This window comes from Alkalihalobacillus sp. MEB130 (genome assembly GCF_032335535.1).
Classification (GTDB): Bacteria; Bacillota; Bacilli; order Bacillales; family Bacillaceae_D; genus Halalkalibacter.
In genome coordinates this window covers 51,876-76,430 of record NZ_JAOANA010000020.1, presented here as the reverse complement: position 1 = coordinate 76,430, position 24,555 = coordinate 51,876, and the positions used below count along the sequence as shown (strand labels likewise).

Genomic DNA, 24,555 nt, shown 5'->3' with positions numbered 1-24,555 from the left:
ATGGGTGCTGATTTACTACAAGGATTCTCCGCTATGCTAGTCCCGTATCACATCCTTCTCATTGGATTAGGAGTGGGGTTGGGTTTAGTATTTGGATCTGTGCCTGGCCTAACAGCAACAATGGCTATTGCCATATGTTTGCCAATCACATTCACGATGGATCCAGGTGCAGGAATGGCTTTGTTAATGGGCCTGTACATTGGGGGCGTGTCAGGAGGTTTGATACCAGCTATTTTATTAAAGCTTCCGGGAACTCCTTCTTCTATATCTACTACATTTGATGGTTACCCGATGGCTCAAAATGGAGAGGCAGGAAAAGCATTTGGTTATGCCATAGTCTTTTCTTTCTTAGGAGGATTGCTTAGTATAGCTGCGTTAATTCTTATAGCTCCTCCACTTGCAAATATTGCATTGCGTTTTGGACCTATGGAATATTTTGCAATTACAATGTTTGCGTTGACGCTAATTTCTAGTCTATCTGAAGGGTCCATCATTAAAGGGATGTTAAGTGCATTACTAGGGATGTCATTAGCGATGGTAGGTTCTGCGCCGATAGACGCTTATGCTCGCTTCACCTTTGGGGTGGATCAGTTAAATGGCGGATTCAATTTACTTCCTGCTTTAATTGGTCTCTTTGCTGTAAGCGAGATTATACGCATAGCTGAGAATAAAATTAATCCTCTCTCTAAAAAAATTGTTGTTGATAAGATAAAAGGGTTTGGATTTACGCTAAAAGAGTTCTTTAAGCAATCTTGGAACTTTCTTAGATCAAGTATCATAGGGATTTCAATCGGAATCCTTCCCGGAATAGGGGGAGGTACAGCTAATATTGTTGCGTATGCTACAGCAAAAAATCAATCAAAGAACCCTGAAAAGTTCGGAAAAGGAACCCCGGATGGTGTTGTTGCATCTGAAAGCGCTAACAACGCAGCGGTTGGTGGAGCTCTTGTTCCTTTGATGGCACTTGGTATACCAGGTGATACTGTAACAGCAATGTTGATTGGAGGATTAGTTATCCATGGAATTCAACCTGGACCATTATTCTTCTCTCAAAATGTGGATATCGTATATGGAATATTTGCAGCGCTGATTATAGCGAATATCGCAATGATAATTTTCTTGTTTTTTGGAATGCGCTTTTTTATAAAAATTTTAAGTATCCCAAGGCATGTTTTGTTACCAATTATCATTGTGCTCTGTGCTGTAGGTGCCTTTGCAGAGAATAATCGAGTTTTTGATATGGGAGCGTTACTTTTCTTTGGAGTATTAGGATATTTGTTAATTAAAATGAAATTTCCGATTACTCCGATTATTTTAGGGTTCATTTTGGGACCGATAGCTGAGTTGAATTTAAGAAGGGGGTTAATGGCTACTCAAGGAGACTTTCTACCATTTTTAACAAGTCCTATTCCATTAGCTTTTTGGTCCATTGCTGTCATTGCGATTGTTTTGAAAGTTCGGAAAAATTACAAAAAAAAGGGAGATGTATTGTATGATTAATCTATTTAAAAAGAAAATGGGTCTTTTTATTACAATTTGTACGCTAGTTGCTCTTCTGGCAGCTTGCGGCGGTGATTCTACTTCTTCTAGTGGAGAATCGACTTCTTCAAGTGATAAGAGTGAAAATAAAAGTTCATCATATCCAACAAAAACAATTGAAATGGTAGTGCCCGCATCTGCTGGTGGTGATACGGATCGAAACGCGCGTCTCTTAGCACAATATCTTAGTGATGAATTAGATGTATCAATTGTAATACAAAATGTTACAGGAGCAAGTGGCAGTGTAGGAGTGCAAGAACTTATAGATTCAAACCCAGATGGGTATCGAGTTTTATTTTTCCATAATAATATTTTAATTAATAATATTTTAGGTTTAACGGAAAACAACTATTCAGACCTGAAAATGGCAGGAATTAGTGCGATTGACCATGGGAACGGTGTAGTAGTTAGTAGAGATGCTCCGTATGAAAATGCCAAAGAGCTGATTGAAGCGGCGATTGAAAATCCAGGAGAAATTAATATTGGAACTTCAGTGGGTGCCTTCACTCACTTCCAACTTCTCGATATTCAAGAGAAAACAGGAGCGCAATTCAATCTAGTTGATGCTGGTGATTTTGCAGAAAGAAATGCAGCAATACTTGGAGGTCAATTGGATGTAATTCCTACGCAACTGGGTCTAGTAAATGATTATCTTGAATCAGGAGATATGAAAGCTTTAGGTGTGTTAGCTGAAGAAAGATTAGATTATTTTGCAGAGGTTCCAACTTTTCAAGAGCTAGGTATTGATTCTACATTCGAAAAGTTCTTCTTTATGGCATTTCCACAAGAGACTCCGGACGAGATTGTAACGACGTTCACAGAGGCTGTTGAAAGAGCAACTAACAATGAGGAATATATACAAAGAGCAAGAGATTACGGTATGGAGCCTGAATATAAGAGTCCGCAAGAAACAGATGAGATTATGGAAACTAGACACCAATTGTATACAGAGATTAATGAAAGAAACAACTAGGTTTAATCTTGAAAAAAATAATTAGTTTAGTAGGTGAGTAGGAGATGGGGAAAAGAGTAAAAACAGCAGAAACTCTACGGAGTAATAAGTGGTTAAATGCAGGTAATTTTCGTAGTTTTAATCATCGTTCACGTATGATGCAGATGGGATTTGGATTAGATGACTGGGATGGTTCTCCTATTATTGGGATTATGAATACTTGGTCTGATATAAATCCCTGTCATCACCATTTTAAAGAACGTGTAGAAGATGTGAAAAGAGGAGTTCTCCAAGCAGGAGGACTTCCTCTAGAAATACCGTGCATGTCGCTTTTTGAAAGTATGAACAAGCCGTCAGCTCTTCTATATCGAAATATGCTTGCTATGGAAGTAGAGGAATTGTTGCGTTCATATCCGATTGATGGTGTTATTTTAATGGGGGGCTGCGATAAGACGGCACCTGGGCTTCTACTTGGAGCCATTAGCATGCAATTACCAACTGTTTTTATTCCTGCTGGTCCAATGTTAAGAGGAAACTATCGTGGGGAAACTCTAGGATCAGGTTCTGATGCGTTTAAATCCTGGGATGAATATCGTGTGGGGAATTTATGTGATAATGATCTTGAAGGAATTTGTGGAGGATTAGCTAGAAGTGTAGGTACTTGTATGACTATGGGAACTGCTAGTACTATGACATCCATAATAGACGCAATGGGAATGTGTATGCCAGGGGCTTCATCTATTCCAGCTGTTGACACAAACCATAATCGAATGTGTTCAAGTGCAGGAAAAAGAGTTGTAGATATGGTTTGGGAAGATATTACACCAGATAAAATCCTCACGAAAGAAGCATTTGAAAATGGAATTGTCGCAGCAATGGCACTTGGAGGCTCAACTAATTCTATCATTCATGTGATAGCAATGGCTAGGAGAGCTGGATGTGATATCGGTATTGAGGATTTTGACCGAATAAGTAGAGAGGTTCCCGTTATAGCAAATATTAGGCCGAGTGGGGATAAATATTTAATGGAGGACTTTTATTACGCTGGTGGTATATTAGGGATGTTGAATAGACTAAAACCATATCTCCACTTGGAGGAAAACTCTATAGTAGGAGAAACAATTGGAGATATCATTGAAAAAGCGGAGATCTACAACGATGATGTGATTCGTCCATTGGATAATCCTGTTTATAAGGAAGGGTCTCTCGCGGTATTAAAAGGGAACCTGGCTCCAGATGGGTGTGTCATCAAAGCAAGTGCATGTAATCCGAAGTTTTTAAATCATTCTGGCAAAGCTATTGTCTTTGATAATTATCAGTCATTGAAGGAATTTACTGATGATGAGAGTGTTGATGTCACCGAAGATAATATTTTAATCCTTCGGAATGCGGGACCAAAAGGAGGGCCTGGCATGCCAGAGTGGGGGATGCTACCGCTTCCGAAAAAACTAATAAGGCAAGGCGTTCGAGATATGTTACGGATTTCAGATGCCAGAATGAGCGGTACGAGTTACGGCTCATGTATTCTTCATGTTGCACCTGAATCTTATATTGGAGGACCTTTAGCTTTTGTGAAAACTGGAGATGTCATCTCTGTTGATGTCTATAATAGATCAATTAATTTAGAGATATCAGAACAAGAGATGGAAGAAAGAAGAGCAAATTGGCAAGAGCCAGCACCAAGGTATAATCGAGGATTTGGATGGATGTATCTGAATCATATTCAACAAGCTGATAAAGGGTGTGATTTTGATTACTTGGAAACAAGTTTCGGATCTCCAATTGATGAACCGGAAATCAACTAATTAGTGAATAAGTCAACTCTTTGTTGACAGAGTGCTGAGAAAAACCTACTTGTGGTAGGTTTTTCTGTGTGTATTAGGAGGCGTAATTATAATTGTCTTACATATTAAAATCGAAAATGGTTCCTTTCCGACAGTGAAAAACTATTGGGAAAGGAACCATTTTTTTCATCTGTTAAAGGTTTTAATCTCATTGTAAAAATAGAAGGAATAACGGACAAATTACCTTTCATATCATGTTAACATACTCGGGAACACAAAGTAATACAGCTCGGAACACAACAATCTGGGAAGGGGATCGACACATGGGGAATTATAAAGCAAGCAAAGTACTTGGAGAGGGAAGGAAATCGTGGTCCATTATTTTTCGTCACCCTGTAAAGAAGGATTATAAAGGGAAGGTAGGTTTGCGTATCAGAAGAGGTTTGGGTACAACAGATGAAAAGCAAGCTGATAACTTAGTTAATCAGATGAATGAAATTCTTTCTACTCCTTCTCTTTGGGATGTACGGGCTAAAGATACCGTAATGTGTAAATATGATCCCAAAATAGTTGCCGCATTTTACGATGCATTAGAGCCCAAGGCTTTGAGTTATCAAGATATACGCGATACACATATTCCTTTACCAAATACTGAGCAAGGCTATGCAAATATTCTCTTGGTTGGCACAACTGGAGCAGGAAAAACAACGCTATTACGTCAATTAATCGGAACTGATCCTAAGAAAGATAGATTTCCCTCAACGTCCCCTAACAAGACTACCGTCTCTGATATAGAAGTTATTTGTTCAGAAGGAACTTATAAAGCGGTTGTTACATTTTTTGATTATCGAGAAGTCCGTATACACGTCGAGGATTGTGTCATGGCCGCAGTGTTTGCTAACCTTAAACAAGAAGAGGAATCATCAATAGCTCAACGATTACTTGAACATGAAGAACAACGCTTTCGTTTCTTTTATACTCTTGGTGAATATGACCTGGATATGGATGAAGAAGAATACGAAGAACTCATATCATCAGCATCTGGAGAGGTTGTGTCTTTAGAAGAAAAACGGCAGTTTACAAATGTAATTAGATCTAATTTAAAGGAAATTAATGAATTAGCGAAAATTAGCAACAAAATTCTTGAAAGCATGGGAACTGAACCTAATGCTGAGTATACGGACCTTCCTCCAATAGAAAAGGTTAAATTTGAAGAGCTCTTGGATGAGGAGTTAAGGCAAGATTCGCAATTTCATATGTTAGTTGATCATATGATGGATGAGATGGCGACACGTTTTGAAGAGTTATCTTCAGGAGAAATTCAACAAAGAAATGGCGATTGGCCGTTAGTATGGACATTTAGTAGTGACAATCGGAATCAATTTTTAGAAAAGGTAAGGAAATTCGCAAGTAACTATGCCCCGAATTTTGGAAAGTTATTAACACCGCTTGTTCAAGGGATTCGCGTTCAAGGTCCGTTTAAACCAAGCTGGAGTGAAAGTGTACCAAGACTAGTCTTCATCGATGGGCAAGGGTTAGGACATACGACTTCCTCATCGACAAGTATCCCATCTCAAATGTTAAGGAAATTTGATACGAGTGACTCTATAGTATTGGTTGATAGCGCCAAGCATCCTATGCAAGCAGCTCCATTAGCAGTACTTCGAAGCATTGTTGCTAGTGGTCACACGTCAAAGTTAAATATTTGTTTTAGTCATATGGATGAACTAAATGGAGATAACCTACTAACGAGAAAAAGCAAATTAAATCATATTAAAGCATCTTTAAATCAAGCAACTAGGTACATTCGAGATAAGTTAGATGCGGAGAGTGCTTCAAATGTAGAAATGATATTGTTGAAGCAAACCTATTTTCTATCTAATCTAGACCAAGTAGTTACTGAAGATAACAAGTACACACTAACAGAGCTGACCAATCTAATTAGTAATTTGGAAAGGAGTATTTACAACATAGAAGACTCAGATGTGATTCCCCATTATGATGAAGCTAATTTGGTCTTTGCTATACAAACGGCTATGAAGGATTTTCATGAGTTATGGGATATTCGTTTAGGGTTTAAAACAAGTACCTCTGAATCGAAAAAGCACTGGAAAACAATCCAAGCATTAACGAGAAGGTTGGCATTAGACCTAGATGATGGAGAGTTTAGTGGTTTAAGACCGGTCCCGGAATTATGGGGATTTCTTATAGATCAGATTAGAGTTTACTTAGCCAGTCCAGTTCGCTGGGTACCAACAACAGCAGAAGGTGAAGATAAACAAATTGCTGTAAATAAAATTGCAAAAGAAATACACACTCACTTACTCGACTACTGCAGTGAGAGGCTTTGGAAATCACGATTGACTCCTTGGAATTTTGCTTTTGAATTAAAGGGAGTAGGTTCTGGGAATAAACGTATGAAAGAAATGAAAGACATCTATGATAACGCCGCACCTATTCCAGGAGAAACAGCAACGACTGATACGCATGAATTGCTTTTAGAGATTCGAAAGCTAGTAAAAAAAGCTATTATTGCAAAAGGAGGTAGAATGATTTCAACCAATTAAGAAGTGTACAGAAACGATTAATAGATTAGGATGTTGAAATAGACATCGAGAGCAAGGGACGGATTGCTTGCTTCTCTTTGTTTTGTAACCGAAGAAATAGCCATATTAAACGATTGTCGTAATTCTTTGCCGAAGGTTCCAATATTACAAGAGTTAGAAGATAATGCTTTGTTTAACAACTGATTTATATTAGGTTCCTATTCTAGATTGAAAAAACGGAATAGGAACCTTTTCCCAGTTAGCAAACATTAAAAGAATATACATATATAATATTAAGCTCCAAGTTGTGGTGGCTTATTTTCTGGGTGTTTAGAGAAGCGAACTATACAATATGCTGTCCGGTCCATTTGTTTTTCAAGGGTATGATAGGAAAAAGATAGTGGTAATTCTTTATAATTTTTGAAAGAGATGATGGTTTGGGTAGGTTCATGCGAATTAACTCTTATGGATCTAATGTGATGATAAAAAATCCAGGAACACTCGTGTAATTTGGGAGAATGAGTTGGGAAAGCAAAGATTTGATCAAGTGGATTAACCGGGATGGGAACTTTACTTTGAACTCCTAACTTATGTATTACAGCGGTTCTTCTACCACCGTAATCAGCTCCGCCTTCTAAACAAGCTTCTTTAATAAGTCGTATAGGGGTTTGTTTAACATAATATTCTTGGTCGCGTTCTAACACAATGCTATAGTAATCTGAGTGATATGCTGGCAATATTGCAATAGTATCTCTGTTAACCTCATAATCCTTAATTACTTGTTTGTTCATGGACAATCTCTCCTTTATTCTAAAGTTCAAATTTTTCTTACGTCTCCCCCTTACTTTTAACTTATTAATAGAATATATATAAAATATAATTATAGTCAATTTTTCTAGGTAGAAATACTCACATAAAAATAACTATATAAAAATGGAATTATTTACAGCTCTAAAGTAGAAGTATAGTTATAATTGATTTGACAATAACAAACTAGTCTAGTAATGTAAAAGAGTTTTTTTGGGGGTTTGGCAAAGGCTCACGACTCAAAATCGTGTTCCTTCTGGAGTGTCGGTTCGACCCCGACCACCGGTACCATACTTACGGACACAAATTACAAAATATATACAGCAATAAACAAGGATTTATAAAAGAGCAGCAGAGTAAATAACAACTCTGCTGTTTTTTTGTATATTACTAAGAACTGAATGAAGCAAAAACCAAATAAGTAATGTCATACATAATAAAGATAGCAAAAATAACTATGATACAATATGGTTACAGTTATATATTTCATGATGATTAAAATAACGTCTAAATGATTGTAGATAAGGTAATAACTTATAAAATATAAAGGGTGTGAAATAAATGCCAAAGGTTGAAGAAAGGCTCGAGAATGAAGATCTTGATTTGGACGAGGGGAGTGCACTCAGTCCTCAATCAATAAGGTCAGAACTAGAGGATATATATCCTGAAGCAAATATAAAAGTAGAAAGAGAGCAATATTCAATATTTGAATTGAATAGGAAGTTTGGTAGGGGACAGGTTATTTTGGATCCTGATTTTCAAAGAGAGGATGTCTGGAAAAACCGCCAGAAATCTGAACTAGTTGAATCTGTATTAATGGGGATACCTTTGCCAATATTTTATTTGAATGAAACGAAAGAAGGCAAATTAGTTGTAGTAGATGGGAGACAAAGGTTAACTGCATTCTTTCAGTATTTGAATGGGGATTATAAATTAACTGATCTAAGAATATTAAAAGCATTAAACAATAAAAGGTTTGGTGAATTGGACCAAAAACTACAGGCGAATTTAGAGGATTTTCAGTTAATTGCACAAGTAATTAAGCCTCCTACTCCTGACCGAATTAAGTTTGATATTTTTGATAGAGTGAATCGTGGTGGTACACCTTTAAATAATCAAGAGATGAGAAATGCATTATATCAGGGGAAATCTACTGTATTGCTCGGTTCATTATCCCAAAAAGAAGTGTTCAAAAACGTAACAAATAATTCAATTAATTCAAGGAGAATGAAAGATCGTTATCTAATTTTAAGATTTATCGCCTTTTATCTTTGGAACAATAACATTTTAAAAGATTTAAATGGAGAAATAATTGAATATAAAGGTGATATTGACGAATTTCTCGGTAAAATTATGGACTATATAAATGAAATGGATAACGTCAATATTTCACACTTGGAAGAAACCTTCGTAAAAACAATGAAAAATAATCAAATTGTTTTTGGAGAAAATGCTTTTAGAAGAGTAGCGAAAAATGGAAAAAAACAACCGATAAATATGCTCCTTTTTGAGGCATTTAGTTACTTGTTCACAATGTTGGAGGAAGGATATTGTATCGATAACAGGGATAAGATTTACGGAATGTGCGTTGAGTTACTTAAAGAAGAACACTTAAATAAACTTTTAACAAATGACCGTGGTAGAGGAATTGTAGTTCCAGAAATACTAAAGGTAATGGATAAATTAAAGGAGAGAATTTTAGCATGATATCCAATTTAAAGATTAAAAACTTTAAAAGTTTTGATGAAGTAGATATTAATCTAAATAATTTCACTCTTTTAACAGGTATGAATTCTGCTGGAAAATCTACAATAATTCAGGCAATACTGCTGGCTGTTCAAAATGTATCTGAAGATGGAAGGTTCCCTTTAAATGGAAGATTAGTATCATTAGGTCAGTTCTCAGATGTAAGGAATTTCGTTAAAAATGCAAAGGAATTTAAAATAGAAGTGTCTAATGATGATAATTACGTAAGTTTTAAATTTACGGAAGAAGATAAGGTGAATTGCGTTATAAGTAAAAATAGCGATGTTCTGATTGACTACTTACACCAAAAAAATCATCGAATTAGTTATATATCCTCGAAAAGGATAGGTTCCCAAGATCTTTATGATAAAAACTATGATAGTTACTTAAATTATGGAGTTTTCGGTGAATATGCAATTGATTATTTTGAAAACCATAAAAGCAATCAAGTTGAAGACTATCTTATTAAAGAAAAATCATTTGGAAAAACTCTTGAAATTCAAGTGAATTATTGGCTAAATTACATATTAAATTGCGAAATATCGACTGAAGATATAACTGGTACAGATCAGGTGAGGGTAAAGTATAAGTATTCAAAAAATAGATATGTTAGACCGAAGCACATTGGATCTGGTCTAAGTTACATAATATCTTTATTAATTAGTGTGCTGTCATCAAAACAAGACGATTTGATAATTATAGAAAATCCAGAAATTCATCTACACCCAAGTGCTCAATCAAAAGTAACAGAGTTCTTAACATTTGCTGCCGAAAATGGGATAAAGTTAATTATTGAAACACATAGCGATCATATTTTTAATGGGGTTAGAAAATCTATTTTTAATGATGTAATTAGTACGGAGAACCTATCTGTTTACTTTTGTAAGTTAAGTGAAGATTTCTTAACTAAGCCAGTGGAAATAGAATTTAATAGAACTGGCGATGTGGAGAATCATCAAAAGGGTCTATTTGATCAATTTGATGAAGATTTAGATGAGATGTTGGGGTTGTAAGTAATGGAAGTATTAATGAATGAATTATCGCTAGAAGGTCAATTTTCTAACTTAAACGAATTTCTAAATTCTCTAAAAGAGATGATATTAGTTCAAAAAATAATGGATAATGCACAAATTAAATTATTAAAGCATTATAACTTAATGAATGAAAAGGTGACTGAAAGTCAAACATTGCATGATGTTTTAACAGATAACAGTGTTAAAACGACTAATGAAATAAGAAGATTTAAAATGTATCTTAAAAGACTGTTATCTGATCCATCTTTTTGGCATGAAAGTCAACTTCATAATAATTCTGATAACTATGTTTGCAATTATACGAATAAAACCAATGATTATTCACTGGCTGAAGCGTGTGAAAGAGATCGAAAGGTACTTTCATTTAAGAATACTATGTTTTTAGAGAATACTTTAGAAATGAAGAAAAATAATACAAAAATAGATTTGATAAATTTCCACAATCGCTATTTATTAAATGAAATTTTATTCGAAGAAGGAAAAATAGATGAACTAGATTACTGTAAGTTTCAGTTTGCTGAGAGTAATCTTTCATTTGAAAAACTTGAGAAGGATTTTTCTTTTAATATATTAACCTATGAAGAGAAAAAGATGTTTATCTCAACGTTTAAAATGATTTCAGAAATGTCATGGGATGATATTTTGAGCCATGATGGACTAGATTACAAGCCATACGACCCTCCAAGAAATAGTTGGTTCTTAAATACTCCTTATGCAGAAAAGAAGATATTTAAATTCAGGACTTCTCAAAAGTGTAGATGTTTTGGATATAGAGAAAATGGTATCTTTTATGTACTAAGGTTTGAAAGAGATCACAAGATTAGCGATAATGGCTAGCACTATTGTATGCTTAATTTATAAAAGGAGTATCTGAAGGGTAGTCTTAATAAAATAAGGCAAAAATATGGGGTGAAATGCCACTGTAATCGCTCTTGGGAAGGAAGGTTAAGTGAAATAAGGTTTAAGTAGCATTCTAGAAGTAGATTACCGTTCAGTAAATTTTTATTTTATTAATAGGTTATCAAAAAAAATAAAAGTAAATAAATCCTAGAAGTAAGGGAGTGAAGGCACCCTTACTTTTTGTTTTAGATGAAAACTTTTGAAAGATATAACAGATTTTTTATCGTTATATTACACGACGAAATTTATGATAAAATAGGAATAAAGTTGGAAATTACGAATTCAATTCGGGAGGAATATATTATGGCTGTAAAAGCAGATATAGATTTTCAAAAAGACTTATTTGATGCAGCAACTAGGATGAGAGGAAGCATTACTCCATCAGATTATAAACATTACGTATTACCACTAATATTTTTAAGATATGTTTCTTTGCGTTTTGATAAGCGTAGAGGACAAGTTGAAGAAATGGTTAATGAGCCAGATAATATTTGGTACTCAGAAGATCCAGAAGTTAGAGAGAGTATACTTAACGACCCTGACCAATATAGATCAGAAAACGTATTTATGGTCCCGCAAGAAGCAAGGTGGGCATATCTAGTTGAAAAAGCAAATGATAGCAATATTAAAGGGATTCTAGATAATGCTATGAAATTGATAGAGCAAGAAAATCCTGAATTAGAAGGGATCTTACCACGTATTTTTCAAGGATCTAATTTACCAGCAGAAAATGTTGCAGGGTTAATTGAAGTATTCTCTAGAGATGTGTTTAGTGCACGTCATGAAGATAGTGTCGATGTATTGGGCCGTACATATGAATATTTTATTGGAAACTTTGCATCTAGCGAAGGAAACAGAGGAGGAGAATTCTTCACACCTTCATCGATTGTAAAACTTCTTGTTGCAATGATGGAACCAATTGAAGGAACAGTGTTTGACCCGGCTTGTGGTTCAGGAGGAATGTTTATTCAGTCAGAAGCCTACTCAGACAGAGGAAATGCGCTGTCATTTTATGGTCAAGAAAATGTTGAAACAACTTTACGATTAGGAAAAATGAATGTTTTATTACATGGAATGAATGCTGAGATTCGGCTAGGTGATTCTTTATTAAATGACCAGTATCCTGATTTAAAGGCTGATTACGTTATTGCTAATCCACCTTTTAATGTCGATACATGGGGGGCAGAGAGAATATCAAAGGATGACCCTCGTTTAATTGGTCCAGTCACTAATGCGAACGCAAACTATATGTGGATGCAGCATTTTCTTTATCACTTAAAAGAAGGTGGAACTGCAGGGTATGTGATGGCTAATGGGGCTATGACAACAAACACAACCGGGGAAAAAGAAGTTCGTCAAAAGTTAGTTGATGATCATCACATAGATTGTATTGTTCAACTACCTGAAAAACTATTCTTCACAACTGGAATTCCTTGTTGTTTATTTTTCCTAAGTAAAAATAGAAATGGTTCAAATGGTTATAGAGAAAGGCAAAATGAAATTCTTTTCATAGATGCTAGGAAAATGGGAGCGCTTGTAAGTAGGAGACAGAAGGCACTTTCTTCTGAAGAAATAAATAAGATTGCAAATACCTATCACGGATTCCGAAATAAGGATGGAAATTTGGTGGAAGAAACAGGATTTGCTGGGATTGCTTCAATAGAACAAGTAAAAGAAAATAATTATAAACTTACACCCGGAATCTATGTAGGGACAGTACAAATTGAGGAAAGTGATATTCCGTTTGAAGAAAAAATAGAGGAGTTAACAAACACCCTAAGAGAGCAGTTTGACGAAAGTAGTCGCCTTCAAGAGAAAATACTTAATGACTTGGAGGGACTAGTGTGAGTGAACGGAACATAGTTAAATTGGGTGAGTTAATTGAAATAAACCCTGAATCAATAAAAAAAAATTATCCTTATGAAAATATAGAGTATGTAGATATATCTTCAGTGGGAAGTGGTTTATTACACGGTACCACAATCATTAATTTAACCGATGCTCCTAGTCGGGCTAAAAGATTGGTTAAGGGTAAAGATACTATTATCTCAACAGTACGACCAAATAGAAGGTCCTTTTTGTATATTAAAGAACCATCAAAGAATATGGTAGTTTCAACTGGTTTTGCAGTACTAAGAGCAAAAGAGAAAATTGATTCTAGATTCTTATACTACGTTATATCAGATAAAAAATTTACTAATTATCTTGTATCGAATGAGAAAGGGGCGGCTTATCCAGCAGTTGGAGTTGATACAATTGCAGATGCTGAAATTTCACTACCTCCTTTAAGCGAACAGCAAATGATTGCCTCCATTTTAGGTTCACTTGACGATAAGATCGAACTTAATCGTAATATTAATCGAACCTTAGAGAATATGGCTATGGCTCTGTTCAAACATTGGTTTGTCGATTTTGGCCAATTTCACGAGGATGAGTTTGTTCAATCTGAAATAGGTATGATTCCTAAAGGATGGGATGTTGGTGTATTAGGGGATATATATAATACTTCTTCAGGTGGAACACCAAGTCGTAAAAAGGAAGAGTATTATAAGGATGGCAAAATAAATTGGCTTAAAACTAAAGAATTAAAAGATGGATATATATTTGATACAGAAGAGAAGATTACAGAATTGGGTTTAATGAAATCTTCAGCAAAATTATTCCCGGCAAGGACAGTGATTATTGCTATGTATGGAGCGACAGTTGGTCAACTCGGTATTTTGGCAAACCAATCCAGTACAAATCAAGCATGTTGTGCAATATTAGAAAATAATAACGCTTTCCCTTCAAGTTATGCATATCTTTATCTACTTTATAATCGAGAGAAGATTATAAACCTAGCAAATGGGGGGGCACAACAAAATATCAATCAGCAAATAATTAAAAGTTTGCCTGTTGTCTTACCGCCAAATGGGTTAATGATTTCAATGGGGAATCAGTTAGAAAGTTTATTTCAACTAAAAAAGAATAACGAAGAAACTAATTTAACTTTAGAAAATACGAGGGATTATCTACTTTCTCGTTTACTATCAGGTGATATAGAAATTTCTAAAGCAGTTGAAATAGTAAAGGAGGTTATTTCAAATGAGCAACCGGAACCGTCTTTATGAATCTGACTTTGAGGAAACAACGATAGAGAGGCTAAAAACTTTAGGATATGAATATATTCCTGCCTATGAGTGGGGGGCACGTCCGTCATTAGCAGATGTTGTTATGGAAAAAAGGTTGGAAAAGTATCTTTATGATACTTATCCTACCTTTCCAAAAGAACATATGCCTGCATTAATATCTCAAATTACTAATGTAGACGGAGTTACAGTTGAACAAAGAAATGAAAGATTTCATGAAGTGTTAACAAAAGGAATAGATTTTAAAATAGAGCAAGAGAATGATGAAGACCAATTCTATCATATCTCCCCTATCAATTGGGAAAAGCCTTTAGAAAATGATTTTGTGGTAATGAATCAATTGGCTATCGAAGGGAGAATGTCACGAAGACCAGATATCCTTGTTTATATTAATGGATTACCGCTTATACTTTTTGAATTAAAAAGCCCTTATATAGAAAACACCACAGTTCAGGACGCCTACACCCAAGTAAGAAACTACACCTATGACATAGCCCAACTATTTAATTATAATGCGTTTTCTGTTATTTCTGATGGAACGACAACACTACATGGTATGCCGTTTGCCCCAATTGAATTTTTTGCTGCTTGGAAATCTATTGATGGTGTGAAGATAGACAATAATATTGCAAATACAATGAAAACCCTTATAGAAGGTTTATTTCAAAAAGAACGTCTACTAACTTATATTCGTAATTTTATCGTCTTTATGGACAATGGTAAAACTAAAGCAAAAATTGGAGCCAAGTATCATCAGTTTTTCGGGGTGAACTTTGCTGTCCAAGAATCCATTCGAGCAACAAGACCAAATGGAGATAGAAAAATTGGAGTGATTTGGCACACTCAGGGATCAGGTAAATCAATATCTATGTTATTCTTTGCCGGTATCTTAACTCGCCATAGTGAAATGAAAAATCCAACTGTTGTGATTCAAGTTGACAGAGCCGATTTAGACAATCAATTACATGACACTTTTGTTGAGGGAAAAACCCTTGTAGGTCATGTGAAACAGGCTGATTCTGCCAGTGATTTAAGAGAACTCTTAAAAAATGAATCTGGTCAAATAATATTTACCACTATTGAAAAATTCCGTTTGAAAGAGGCCGAAGGTGTTCATCCAGTTCTTTCTGAACGTGAGAATATTATCGTGATAGCAGATGAAGCGCATAGAACTCAATATAATGATGCCGGCTATGCAGGCCATATTAAAACGGCTTTGCCAAATGCCAGCCATATTGGTTTTACGGGTACTCCGGTTGATTTTGCGGGAAGAAGCACGAATGAAGTATTCGGTCATACGATTCATACCTATGATATGCTTCAGGCAGTTGAGGACAATGCAACAGTTCCAATTTATTATGAATCACGTCTAATTAGATTAGGGGTAACTAACGAAGAATTAGATAATCAAATTGACGAGATAGGGACTAGTGAAGGTAATGATGAACTTGAGAAACACCGTAGAGCATGGGCTGCTCTCGCTAAGTTGGCTGGAACTAAGGAACGTGTTGAGGAACTAGCAAAAACAATTATTGATCACTTTGATGAAAAACAAACAGTAACACCTGAAGCAAAAGGCATGATTGTATGTATGAGTCGTGAAAACTGTGTTGCTCTTTATAATGAAATGCGAAAACTACCAAATTGCCCTCCAGTTGAAATTATTATGACTGGTGATGTATCAAAGGACCCAGAAGAGTGGCGTCAAAAACAAGAGGGTAGTGATTACTCCCATATAAAATCTAAAGAGGAGCAAGAGGCTGTTAAAGCAAAGTTACGTGATTCAAAGGATCCGCTCAAACTTGTTATTGTTCGTGATATGTGGCTAACTGGCTTTGATGCAAAACCTTTAACTTACCTGTATGTCGATAAGCCTATGAAGGGGCATAATCTTATGCAAGCAATTGCACGTGTAAACCGTGTATTCCCCGGTAAGCAAGGTGGGACGATTGTAGACTTTATTGGAATTGCAACACAACTAAAAGAAGCAACCAAAAAGTATACTAACAGTGGTGGTAAAGGAGATCTAACCTTTGACATTGAGCAAGCAGAAGGTTTGTTTTGGGGCTTTTTACAAGAAGTAAGGGAACTTATCCCTCAAAACCTTTATCCTAACAACCTGTCCTTAAATGAGTGGCGAGCATTACCAAAAGTTGAACGGGAAGATTTTATTGCAGAGGTGGTTAATCACTTTTTAGGTGGTGAAGAAAAGGTATTTTTAGAAGCACAAGTCAAACTTGCTAAATCCCATAAACTTGTTTCTCACCTTTCCTCTGTAACTGCAGTTTCAGGAGAAGTATTGTTATATGACATTGTAAAGACACAACTCCGCAAGATATCTCAACCAATTGGTGGAGATGGCCAGAACGATAACAATTATGAAAAGAAATTAGGACAAATAGTAAATGAAAGTGTAAATTCTTATGGTGCCTTGGATCTGTTTGAAATTGCAGGAATCGATAAGCCTAACATATCAGTACTAGATGATGCCTTTTTAACAGGGTTAGTCGAAAAACCCCATATTGATTTACGAATGAAGTTGTTGAGGCAACTTTTGGAGGATGAAATTAAGGTTAAATTTAAAAAGAAGAACCCAAAAGGTAAACAGATGAGTGAAATGTTAAAGAAAACGATCGAAGAGTATCACAACAGAGTAATATCAGCAGCAGATGTTATTCGCTTTATGGTTGAGATGAGAAATAACCTAGACGAAGAGACAAAGCGAAGAATGGATTTAGGGCTAACTGAAGAGGAAGTAGCGTTTTATGAAATAATCGCAAATATGGAAAACGCTACATTCGATAATCAGTTTATGGCAGGTTTAGTCCATCAAGTTGTGAAAAACATGAAAAAAGAATTTCAAGTTGATTGGACCAACCCACACCGCCAAGATATCTTATCAAAAGTTAATCTCGCAGTAAAGGCTACATTAATGAAAAATAAAATAAAACCAGAACAATTAAAGTTTTTGACTAATGCCTTTGTAGAGGAAGCGAAAGAACAGTTTAAAGATTGGCCAATTGATGCATAGGTAGGTGTATAAAGTTGGAGTTGCAATTTGAAGTGTTTACTGACGAGAATGGAATGTACGGGAGGGAATGTCCCGAATGTGAAGGCTATTTTAAAGTCAAAGGTGGAACAGGGTTAGATACAGATCTTATGACGTGTCCTTATTGTGACATTAGAAGTAGCACTGATGAATTTTTCACTAATGCTCAAGTTGAGTACATTCAATCTATAGTAGTAAATGAAATAGGCAAACTTATTCATAAATCATTTAGAACACTTGAAAGAGGAAATAAAAAAGGATTTGTTACTTTCAAAGTCAATGATAGATTAAAAAGGTTGCCTTTAAAACATTACTCTGAACACCAACTACAAACTAATACAAAATGTGATAAATGTAAATTAGAGTATGCTATTTTTTCAGTTTTTTCGTATTGCCCTGATTGTGGGGAGAGTAATACGTTTCAAGTATTTAAGAAGTCGTTGGATTCTCTAAAAAAACAGTTAGAAGCATTTACTAATTTAGAAATAGAAGATAAGGACTTTTTACAAGAAGTGCTTGAAGGGATATTTAAAAATATAGTTTCTAAATTTGATGGATTAGGCAAACAACTCAAGGATAAATTACCCTCAACTTTAGCAAAGAAAAGAAGTCCTTTTCAAAACCTTTTTATTCTTAATAAGGAATTAACTAACCACACTGACATAGACCTTGAAGGATTAGTTGGGGAAGATACATTTAGAGAAGTAATAAGGTTGTTTCAAGTACGCCATATTTTAGAACACAATTATGGTCAAATCGACGAAGAGTATATTGAAAAAACAGGTGAAGGCTTCAGGAAAATTGGTGAGCGCTATTTAATTTTAGTAAAAGAAACTTCCTTCCTTCTTGATACTACTGAAAGACTAGGAGAATACTTATATTCTAAATTTCAATAATCAAAATCAGGGGAGTGGTGTACTACCGCTTTCTCTGATATTTTCGTGAATGAATAGTTTTAGCGGATTATTGAAAAGTAGTGTTGTATGAAGTTATAAAGTGAATTTTGGGGGAGAGTGGTTTAATGGATAAAGAGTACCTTTCTGTTTTTATAATATTTCAACAACAAGACATATTAAATAGAATTATAAGAAATCTAGCGATTGAAGCACTACAAGGTAATTTAAAATGAGGCTCTAATACTGGACAAGGTACAATGAAAGGTCGAGAGTCATCCTTCAATTTAATTGGCTCATATGAGATGGAGTGGTTATCATATTCGAAAAGCATTGGAACAAAAAATGGAGAATTTATGTATTCATTAGTTGAAATACCTGTCAAATAGGAGAGGAAATAAAGTGTCTATATACGATAACATTTTTCATTATTATAGAGGTCAAACAAGAAATAAAGGAGAAGAGACTAATATATTACAAGTTGAAAATAACGTTACCAAAGCGCTCTTAAATGTTCTGCAGCATTCCTCACCAGTGTTAACACGAGAGTTCCTTAAATTCATTGGAATTCAATCACCATTAGATGAAATATATGAGTACCGACAACAACAGAATTCTAAACTAACCCGAATTACTTCTATTGCTGCTGTTTTGGGAGTGGCTGAAAACCCAAAAGTTAAAACGGGCTCAGTTAAAAGTTTTAATATTCCTGACGGAGCAATTATTTCTAATAATATATCGTTATTAATAGAAAATAAGATTGGATATAACTCCTATCTTTTGAAAGAGCAATTGGAAGGGCATAAAAATGTCTTTCCTGAAGGGCAAGTTGTTCAGGAAGAACCAATAATTACTTCATGGAAGGCTATTCGATCATTTTTTCAAGGGGAAATTCAATACTTTGAGGGAGAAAAAGATACTCTTACATGTTTTCTGCTAAAACAATTTGAACAGTTTTGTGTAATCAATTGCATTGGTGATCGACAGAAGTCAAAGGAGTACTTCTTTTTAAGATTTGAAAAAGAACAAGCAAGAAAAATTGCACGTCAAATTGATAATTATATTTGGAGTAATCCTGAGTTTGAAGTAGGAGATGCAGGAACTTCTGACGGTATTGGGTACAAGAAAAAAGGTTTTCCTAAATTTGCAACATTAACAACTGCTAGACAAAGATGTCTGATTCTTCATGTTGGAAGAAAGGAAGAATACTTAGGATTAGATATGCAGTCACGTATAGACGTATTACTGAATAATACTTATGATAGAAACGATTCTGATATACAAAGGTATCCTCATGAAGCGTATATTCGTTTGGAATGGGTAGATGATTTTGAAAAAATAAAACCTTTTATTGAGGAGGCGTATAGTCATAGAGTGTAATCTAAGAATACAATTATGGGATGAATGCCTCAAAAAAATTTCAAGGTACTTTTTAGGAGTAGATTAATGCTGCTCTTTTTTATTTTGTCAAAAGGAGAACACTTGTGCGCGTTTAACTGTATACATGTAAAATTAAACCTAAGATAATGGAGGAGATACTCATGAAACAAGAACATTTTAGGGTAAAAGGCATGGATACTGAATTTGTCGAATTTCGCTACAAGGAACACAATATTTTATTCACAAGATTTGAACGTATTCGTTTAGCAGAGAAAACGATACGGGAAGAAGCTTGATCAAGCTCAGGATCCTTGTCTTTGAAATTGAGATTAACGTAGTAATTACCATAGGTAAATACGTCAAAGATAATGTCTTCTGTTGTTTGATTCAGATTTTCGTTTACATAGGATTTAAATGATTCATACACGAAGCCAATTTTTGGGATGGCACCCGTTTTAAGTGTTAAATAATCACGGATGAAGCGGTCAAAATAACTAGATTCTTCAAATTGATCGAATTTCTTTTCGAGCTTGTACCAATAGTCGTTATAGAGGCGCTCCTGGTCCTTTGGTGTTATCCCCATTAGAAAATAGTTACGGATTAAATCGGCTTGTGATAAATCAAGTCCAGTTGAATTCAAGCTTTCAAAAATTAACTGTGGGTTATCTTTATCTCGATCTAGCGCAATGTCTACAACGGTTAGTTTATTGAGTGCTTGATAAATATCGTCCAAAGTATATTCACTTTTTGTAATTTTGTCCTTAAAGAATTTTTGATTCTCGATAATTCGTTTCGAGTAATCCTCATCCAATTCTTTCTTTTCTAATAAATTTATAAAGGTTTCTCGATCTTTTTGGGTTAGCAATAGTTTGTATTGTGTATCATCTTCTTCTTCAGCATTAAAGAGAAAATAGTTACGTACTTTTTTGGCTGTAATTGATTCACAAGTCTTGCTCTTTTCGTCAAGTACTTCCGCAAAAGCAGAGAGTATTAAACTTAAGGTTGTTAGTCTCTGCTGGCCATCTATCACTAACAGCTGCGGAACAGAGGTAACGTGATAGAGTCCTTTTTCTACATATACGATAGATCCTAAGAAATGAGCTGAGAGATTTTCATCAGACGAAAGACGTTCAATATCTGTCCATAACTGTGCACACTGTTTCCTTGTCCAACTATATGTACGTTGATAAATGGGGATCACAAATTGTTTTGGCCCCTTTAAAAATTGCAAAAAATTAGTTTCTGTTGCTTTCATTGAAGTCCTCCAAATTTTAAACATTATGTCATATTATAACAAAGATTTAGATTTCTCGTGTATGGTATGGGTATAGTTAGAACTATTAGGTGAAGGCACTCTTCCTCAGAATGGGGAAGCTGTATTAATCCTTGACCGATATGTAGTTGTCATGAAATAATTTCGTCAAAAACATTCTGGAGGAGTAGGAACTAGCTATCACTGGTATACAAAGGGAAATCCTCAGTATCATCTATAAAATAACTATTTAATAATAAAAGTAGCTCTTTTGGGCTGCTTTTTTCATGTGCCTAAACTCTTTACTTTATTACATAATCTAACAATTCCTGAACGTTTTCCTGTATGATGGACTAAAGAACAACATGATTGAGGTGTTATAAATGCTAAAGCAAGGCATTTACGAAGAAATCATTACCCAAAAATTAAGCTCTGAACTCTTAGAGCTAGATCTTGATAAATATGACCTTCGAAAAGAAAAGCTAGACGTAGAGGAAGCTAGGAAGCTCCTTTCCAATTATATCTCTCATATAACAAGACGAGCGTTAGCGTTTCTAAGGGAGAATAAGAAAGATGAAAAAGAAGCATTACTTGGTCAAATTCAGTTGTGTAATGAGGTTATTGCCTTATTAAGTGAGAAGTTAGATGATGAGGAATTTAAATGCTTACAAATTGAAGAAGAAGGACAAGTGTTAACATCTGTGTATTCCCGTCTTAACTCGGTAAAAAGTATTAGAAAAGAAGACATCAATCGGCCCGTTACGCCGATTGCGCAAAGTTCGTTATTCACCGGTTCTAACTATGAGCCCAATATGCTTAGTGAATTACAAAAGGAGATTGTTACATCAGATCGCATCGATATGCTCGTTTCTTTTATAAAATGGAGCGGTTTACGATGCATCATAGAAGAGTTACGAACATTCACAGAAAAAGGTGGAAAGCTCCGAGTGATTACGACTTCCTATATGGAGGCAACGGATTATAAGGCGATAGAAGAGTTAAGTCAGTTGCCGAATACGGAGATAAAAGTTTCCTATGATGTTGAACGTACAAGACTTCATGCAAAAGCCTACTTTTTTCAAAGAAAAACGGGCTTTACAACGGCGTATATTGGTTCTTCAAATTTATCCAATCCAGCTTTGACGTCAGGGTTGGAATGGAATTTAAAGGTGACAGAAAAGGATTCATTTGATGTTATTAGAAAATTTGAAGCGACATTTGAAAGCTATTGGAATGACAAGGAGTTTCAATTGTTTCAATACGATGATCAAGAACATAAAGAGCGATTGCAAAGTGCTTTATCGAAAAGCAAGCAGAAGGAGACAAATGATTTTCATTTTGCATTTGATATTAGGCCGTTTCATTATCAAAAGGAAATCCTAGAGAAGCTTCAGGTAGAGCGTAATGTGTTTGGTCGTTTTAAAAATTTAGTAGTGGCCGCAACGGGAGTGGGGAAAACCGTTATCTCGGCGTTTGATTTCAAGCAATTTTACGAGGAAAACAACAGACAAGCTCGGTTGTTGTTTGTGGCTCATCGGGAAGAAATTTTAAAGCAAAGTCGGGATACCTTTCGAGCTATTTTAAAGGATGCCAACTTTGGAGATATGCTTGTTGGCAATCATCAGCCAGCTTCACTCGATCATTTATTTATTAGCATTCAGAGTTTTAATAGTAAAAAGCTCTATGAGACAACGTCTCAGGATTTTTATGATTTTATCATTGTGGATGAGTTTCATCATGCAACGTCAGAATCTTATCAACGTTTGATTCAGCATTACAAGCCAAAGATTCTTCTTGGTTTAACGGCAACCCCTGAGCGGATGGATGGAAAGGATATATTAACCTATTTCGATAATGTCATTGCGGCTGAAATGAGACTAACAGAAGCGGTGAATCAAAAGTTGCTTTCTCCTTTTCAATATTTTTGTGTAAGTGATACTGTCGATCTCTCAAAGTTAAAATGGAGCCGGAGAGGTTACGACATTAAAGAATTAGAGAATGTGTACACAACGAGTGATCTGCGTAGCAATCAGATTATTAAGAGCATTCATAAGTATGTTACGTCTCTTGATGATGTAAAAGGGCTCGGGTTTTGTGTGTCTATTGAGCATGCGCAGTATATGGCCAATTACTTTAATAAGAGTAACATTCCTTCGATTTGTCTTTATAGTGATGTGAATAAGGATGATCGATATGAGGCGCAACATAAGCTAGTTAAAGGGGAAATCAAGTTTATTTTCGTCGTCGATCTTTACAACGAAGGGATTGATATACCAGAGGTTAACACCGTGCTATTTTTACGACCGACGGAAAGTTTAACCGTGTTCCTTCAACAACTGGGGAGGGGATTACGTTTGTCAGAAGGAAAGGATTGCTTAACAGTTCTGGACTTCGTTGGACAAGCACATAAAAACTATAATTTTGAAGAGAAGTTCAAGACTCTTATAGGAAGAACGAAGCATTCGGTTCAGCATTATGTTGAAAATGGATTTTTTAATTTGCCGAAGGGCTGTTTTATACAACTTGAAAAACAAGCGAAAGAGTATATTTTACGAAACATTAGAAGCAGCGCTAACACGAAAGTTAATCTTCTTGCGAAAATGAAGCATTTTCAGCAAGATACAGGAAAAGAGCTGACCTTGGCTAATTTTTTACACCATTATCACCTGTCCTTGTACGATTTTTATGGAAGAGGAAAAGATCGGAGCTTTGCTCGTTATAAAGTACTTGCTGAAGCAGCGGGTGATTTCTATAGTAAGCATGAAGCGCTTATCACTAGCCGTTTGCCAAACTTTTTTCATATAAATTCGAAGAGATTTCTTGATTTTCTTATTCGTTATATACAAGAGCGAGTGGTTGAAACGGAAGAAGAGAAGCTCATGTTAGCCATGTTTTATTATTCTTTTTACCAGCACCATCCTGAAAAAGAAGGGTTTTTATCACTAGAAGATGGACTAGAAAGAGTTCTTGCCGTCGAAGAACTCAAGTGGGAATTACTAGAGATCTTGGATTTTAACTATAGATCATTGGAGACTATGGAAATAGAAAATGAATTTGAATTTCCATGTCCGTTAACGGTTCATAGTAAATATTCAAGGGCACAGGTATTGGCTGGTCTAGGTTATTTTAGCGAAAAAGCTAGTCCAACTTTCCGAGAAGGGGTCAAGCACTTTCAGGAAAAAGGGTTAGACGTATTCTTTACAACATTAAATAAATCAGAAAAGGATTTTTCACCTTCTACTCTATATGATGATTATGCGATCAATGAAACACTCTTTCATTGGCAGTCCCAATCGACTGTAGCAGAAGGGAGCAACACGGCGAAGCGTTATATTACGCATAGAAAGAATGACCATAAACTAGCGCTATTTGTACGAGAAAATAAGAAAGAACATGGTCTTACTTCATCCTTTATCTTCTTAGGGTTGGTTGACTATGTGAAGCATTCGGGAAGTAAACCGGTGAGCTTTGTCTGGAGATTACACGAGGAAATGCCGCCTTATTTGGTGCCGAGGGCGAATAAGAATATATTGTAAGTTCTGCCG

Annotated in this window: 15 protein-coding genes; 13 read left to right on the top strand and 2 right to left on the bottom strand. The window is 35.4% G+C overall.

From position 1 onward, the window contains the following. The 4 genes from N0O92_RS18180 (at position 1) to N0O92_RS18165 (ending at position 6,842) form a co-directional block, all read left to right on the top strand. Entirely contained in the window at positions 1–1,500 is a 1,500-nt protein-coding gene (locus N0O92_RS18180) for a tripartite tricarboxylate transporter permease (protein ID WP_315616088.1), read from the top strand. Continuing rightward, positions 1,493–2,512 (top strand): tripartite tricarboxylate transporter substrate binding protein, encoded by a 1,020-nt coding sequence (locus N0O92_RS18175; protein WP_315616087.1) that lies wholly within the window; start codon positions 1,493–1,495, stop codon positions 2,510–2,512. Before N0O92_RS18180 ends, N0O92_RS18175 begins: the two co-directional genes overlap by 8 nt. A gap of 44 nt (positions 2,513–2,556) precedes the next feature. Continuing rightward, positions 2,557–4,296, top strand: coding sequence for an L-arabinonate dehydratase (gene araD / locus N0O92_RS18170; protein WP_315616086.1), 1,740 nt, complete (start codon positions 2,557–2,559; stop codon positions 4,294–4,296). Positions 4,297–4,598: 302 nt separating this feature from the next. After that, entirely contained in the window at positions 4,599–6,842 is a 2,244-nt protein-coding gene (locus N0O92_RS18165) for a P-loop NTPase family protein (RefSeq protein ID WP_315616085.1), read from the top strand. Positions 6,843–7,114: 272 nt separating this feature from the next. Here N0O92_RS18165 and N0O92_RS18160 read toward each other — a convergent pair whose 3' ends face one another. Continuing rightward, positions 7,115–7,612 (bottom strand): competence protein ComK, encoded by a 498-nt coding sequence (locus N0O92_RS18160; RefSeq protein ID WP_315616084.1) that lies wholly within the window; start codon positions 7,610–7,612, stop codon positions 7,115–7,117. 577 nt (positions 7,613–8,189) lie between these two features. On the opposite strand from N0O92_RS18160, the gene N0O92_RS18155 reads away from it, so the two are divergent. The 8 genes from N0O92_RS18155 to N0O92_RS18120 all read left to right on the top strand — a co-directional run bounded on the left by N0O92_RS18155 (position 8,190) and on the right by N0O92_RS18120 (position 19,758). Continuing rightward, a complete protein-coding gene (locus N0O92_RS18155) occupies positions 8,190–9,335 on the top strand; it encodes a DUF262 domain-containing protein (RefSeq protein ID WP_315616083.1) in 1,146 nt (381 codons plus the stop codon). Beyond that, positions 9,332–10,387: an AAA family ATPase gene (locus tag N0O92_RS18150; RefSeq protein ID WP_315616082.1), complete on the top strand. Its 1,056-nt coding sequence runs from the start codon at positions 9,332–9,334 to the stop codon at positions 10,385–10,387. The genes N0O92_RS18155 and N0O92_RS18150 overlap by 4 nt, the downstream gene beginning before the upstream one ends. 3 nt (positions 10,388–10,390) lie before the next feature. Beyond that, entirely contained in the window at positions 10,391–11,245 is an 855-nt protein-coding gene (locus N0O92_RS18145; RefSeq protein WP_315616081.1) for an MAG6450 family protein, read from the top strand. Between the two features lie 366 nt (positions 11,246–11,611). Beyond that, complete coding sequence (locus N0O92_RS18140) at positions 11,612–13,156, top strand: type I restriction-modification system subunit M (RefSeq protein WP_315616080.1); 1,545 nt, start codon at positions 11,612–11,614, stop codon at positions 13,154–13,156. Continuing rightward, positions 13,153–14,418 carry a restriction endonuclease subunit S gene (locus N0O92_RS18135; protein ID WP_315616079.1) on the top strand — a complete coding sequence of 422 codons (1,266 nt, stop codon included), beginning with the start codon at positions 13,153–13,155 and terminating at the stop codon, positions 14,416–14,418. The genes N0O92_RS18140 and N0O92_RS18135 overlap by 4 nt, the downstream gene beginning before the upstream one ends. Then, on the top strand, positions 14,393–17,467 hold the full coding sequence (locus N0O92_RS18130; protein WP_315616078.1) for a type I restriction endonuclease subunit R: 3,075 nt from the start codon (positions 14,393–14,395) through the stop codon (positions 17,465–17,467). Before N0O92_RS18135 ends, N0O92_RS18130 begins: the two co-directional genes overlap by 26 nt. A 14-nt stretch (positions 17,468–17,481) precedes the next feature. Further along, on the top strand, positions 17,482–18,381 hold the full coding sequence (locus N0O92_RS18125; RefSeq protein WP_315616077.1) for a hypothetical protein: 900 nt from the start codon (positions 17,482–17,484) through the stop codon (positions 18,379–18,381). A gap of 399 nt (positions 18,382–18,780) precedes the next feature. Then, the gene (locus tag N0O92_RS18120) at positions 18,781–19,758 is read left to right on the top strand and encodes a hypothetical protein (protein ID WP_315616076.1); all 978 of its coding nucleotides are present in this window, start codon (positions 18,781–18,783) and stop codon (positions 19,756–19,758) included. 217 nt (positions 19,759–19,975) lie between these two features. On the opposite strand, the gene N0O92_RS18115 is transcribed toward N0O92_RS18120, so the two are convergent. Then, positions 19,976–21,013, bottom strand: coding sequence for a DUF262 domain-containing protein (locus N0O92_RS18115; RefSeq protein WP_315616075.1), 1,038 nt, complete (start codon positions 21,011–21,013; stop codon positions 19,976–19,978). 380 nt (positions 21,014–21,393) lie between these two features. Between N0O92_RS18115 and N0O92_RS18110 the strand changes: the two genes are divergently transcribed. Beyond that, positions 21,394–24,546, top strand: coding sequence for a DEAD/DEAH box helicase (locus N0O92_RS18110; RefSeq protein ID WP_315616074.1), 3,153 nt, complete (start codon positions 21,394–21,396; stop codon positions 24,544–24,546). Positions 24,547–24,555 lie beyond the last annotated feature (9 nt).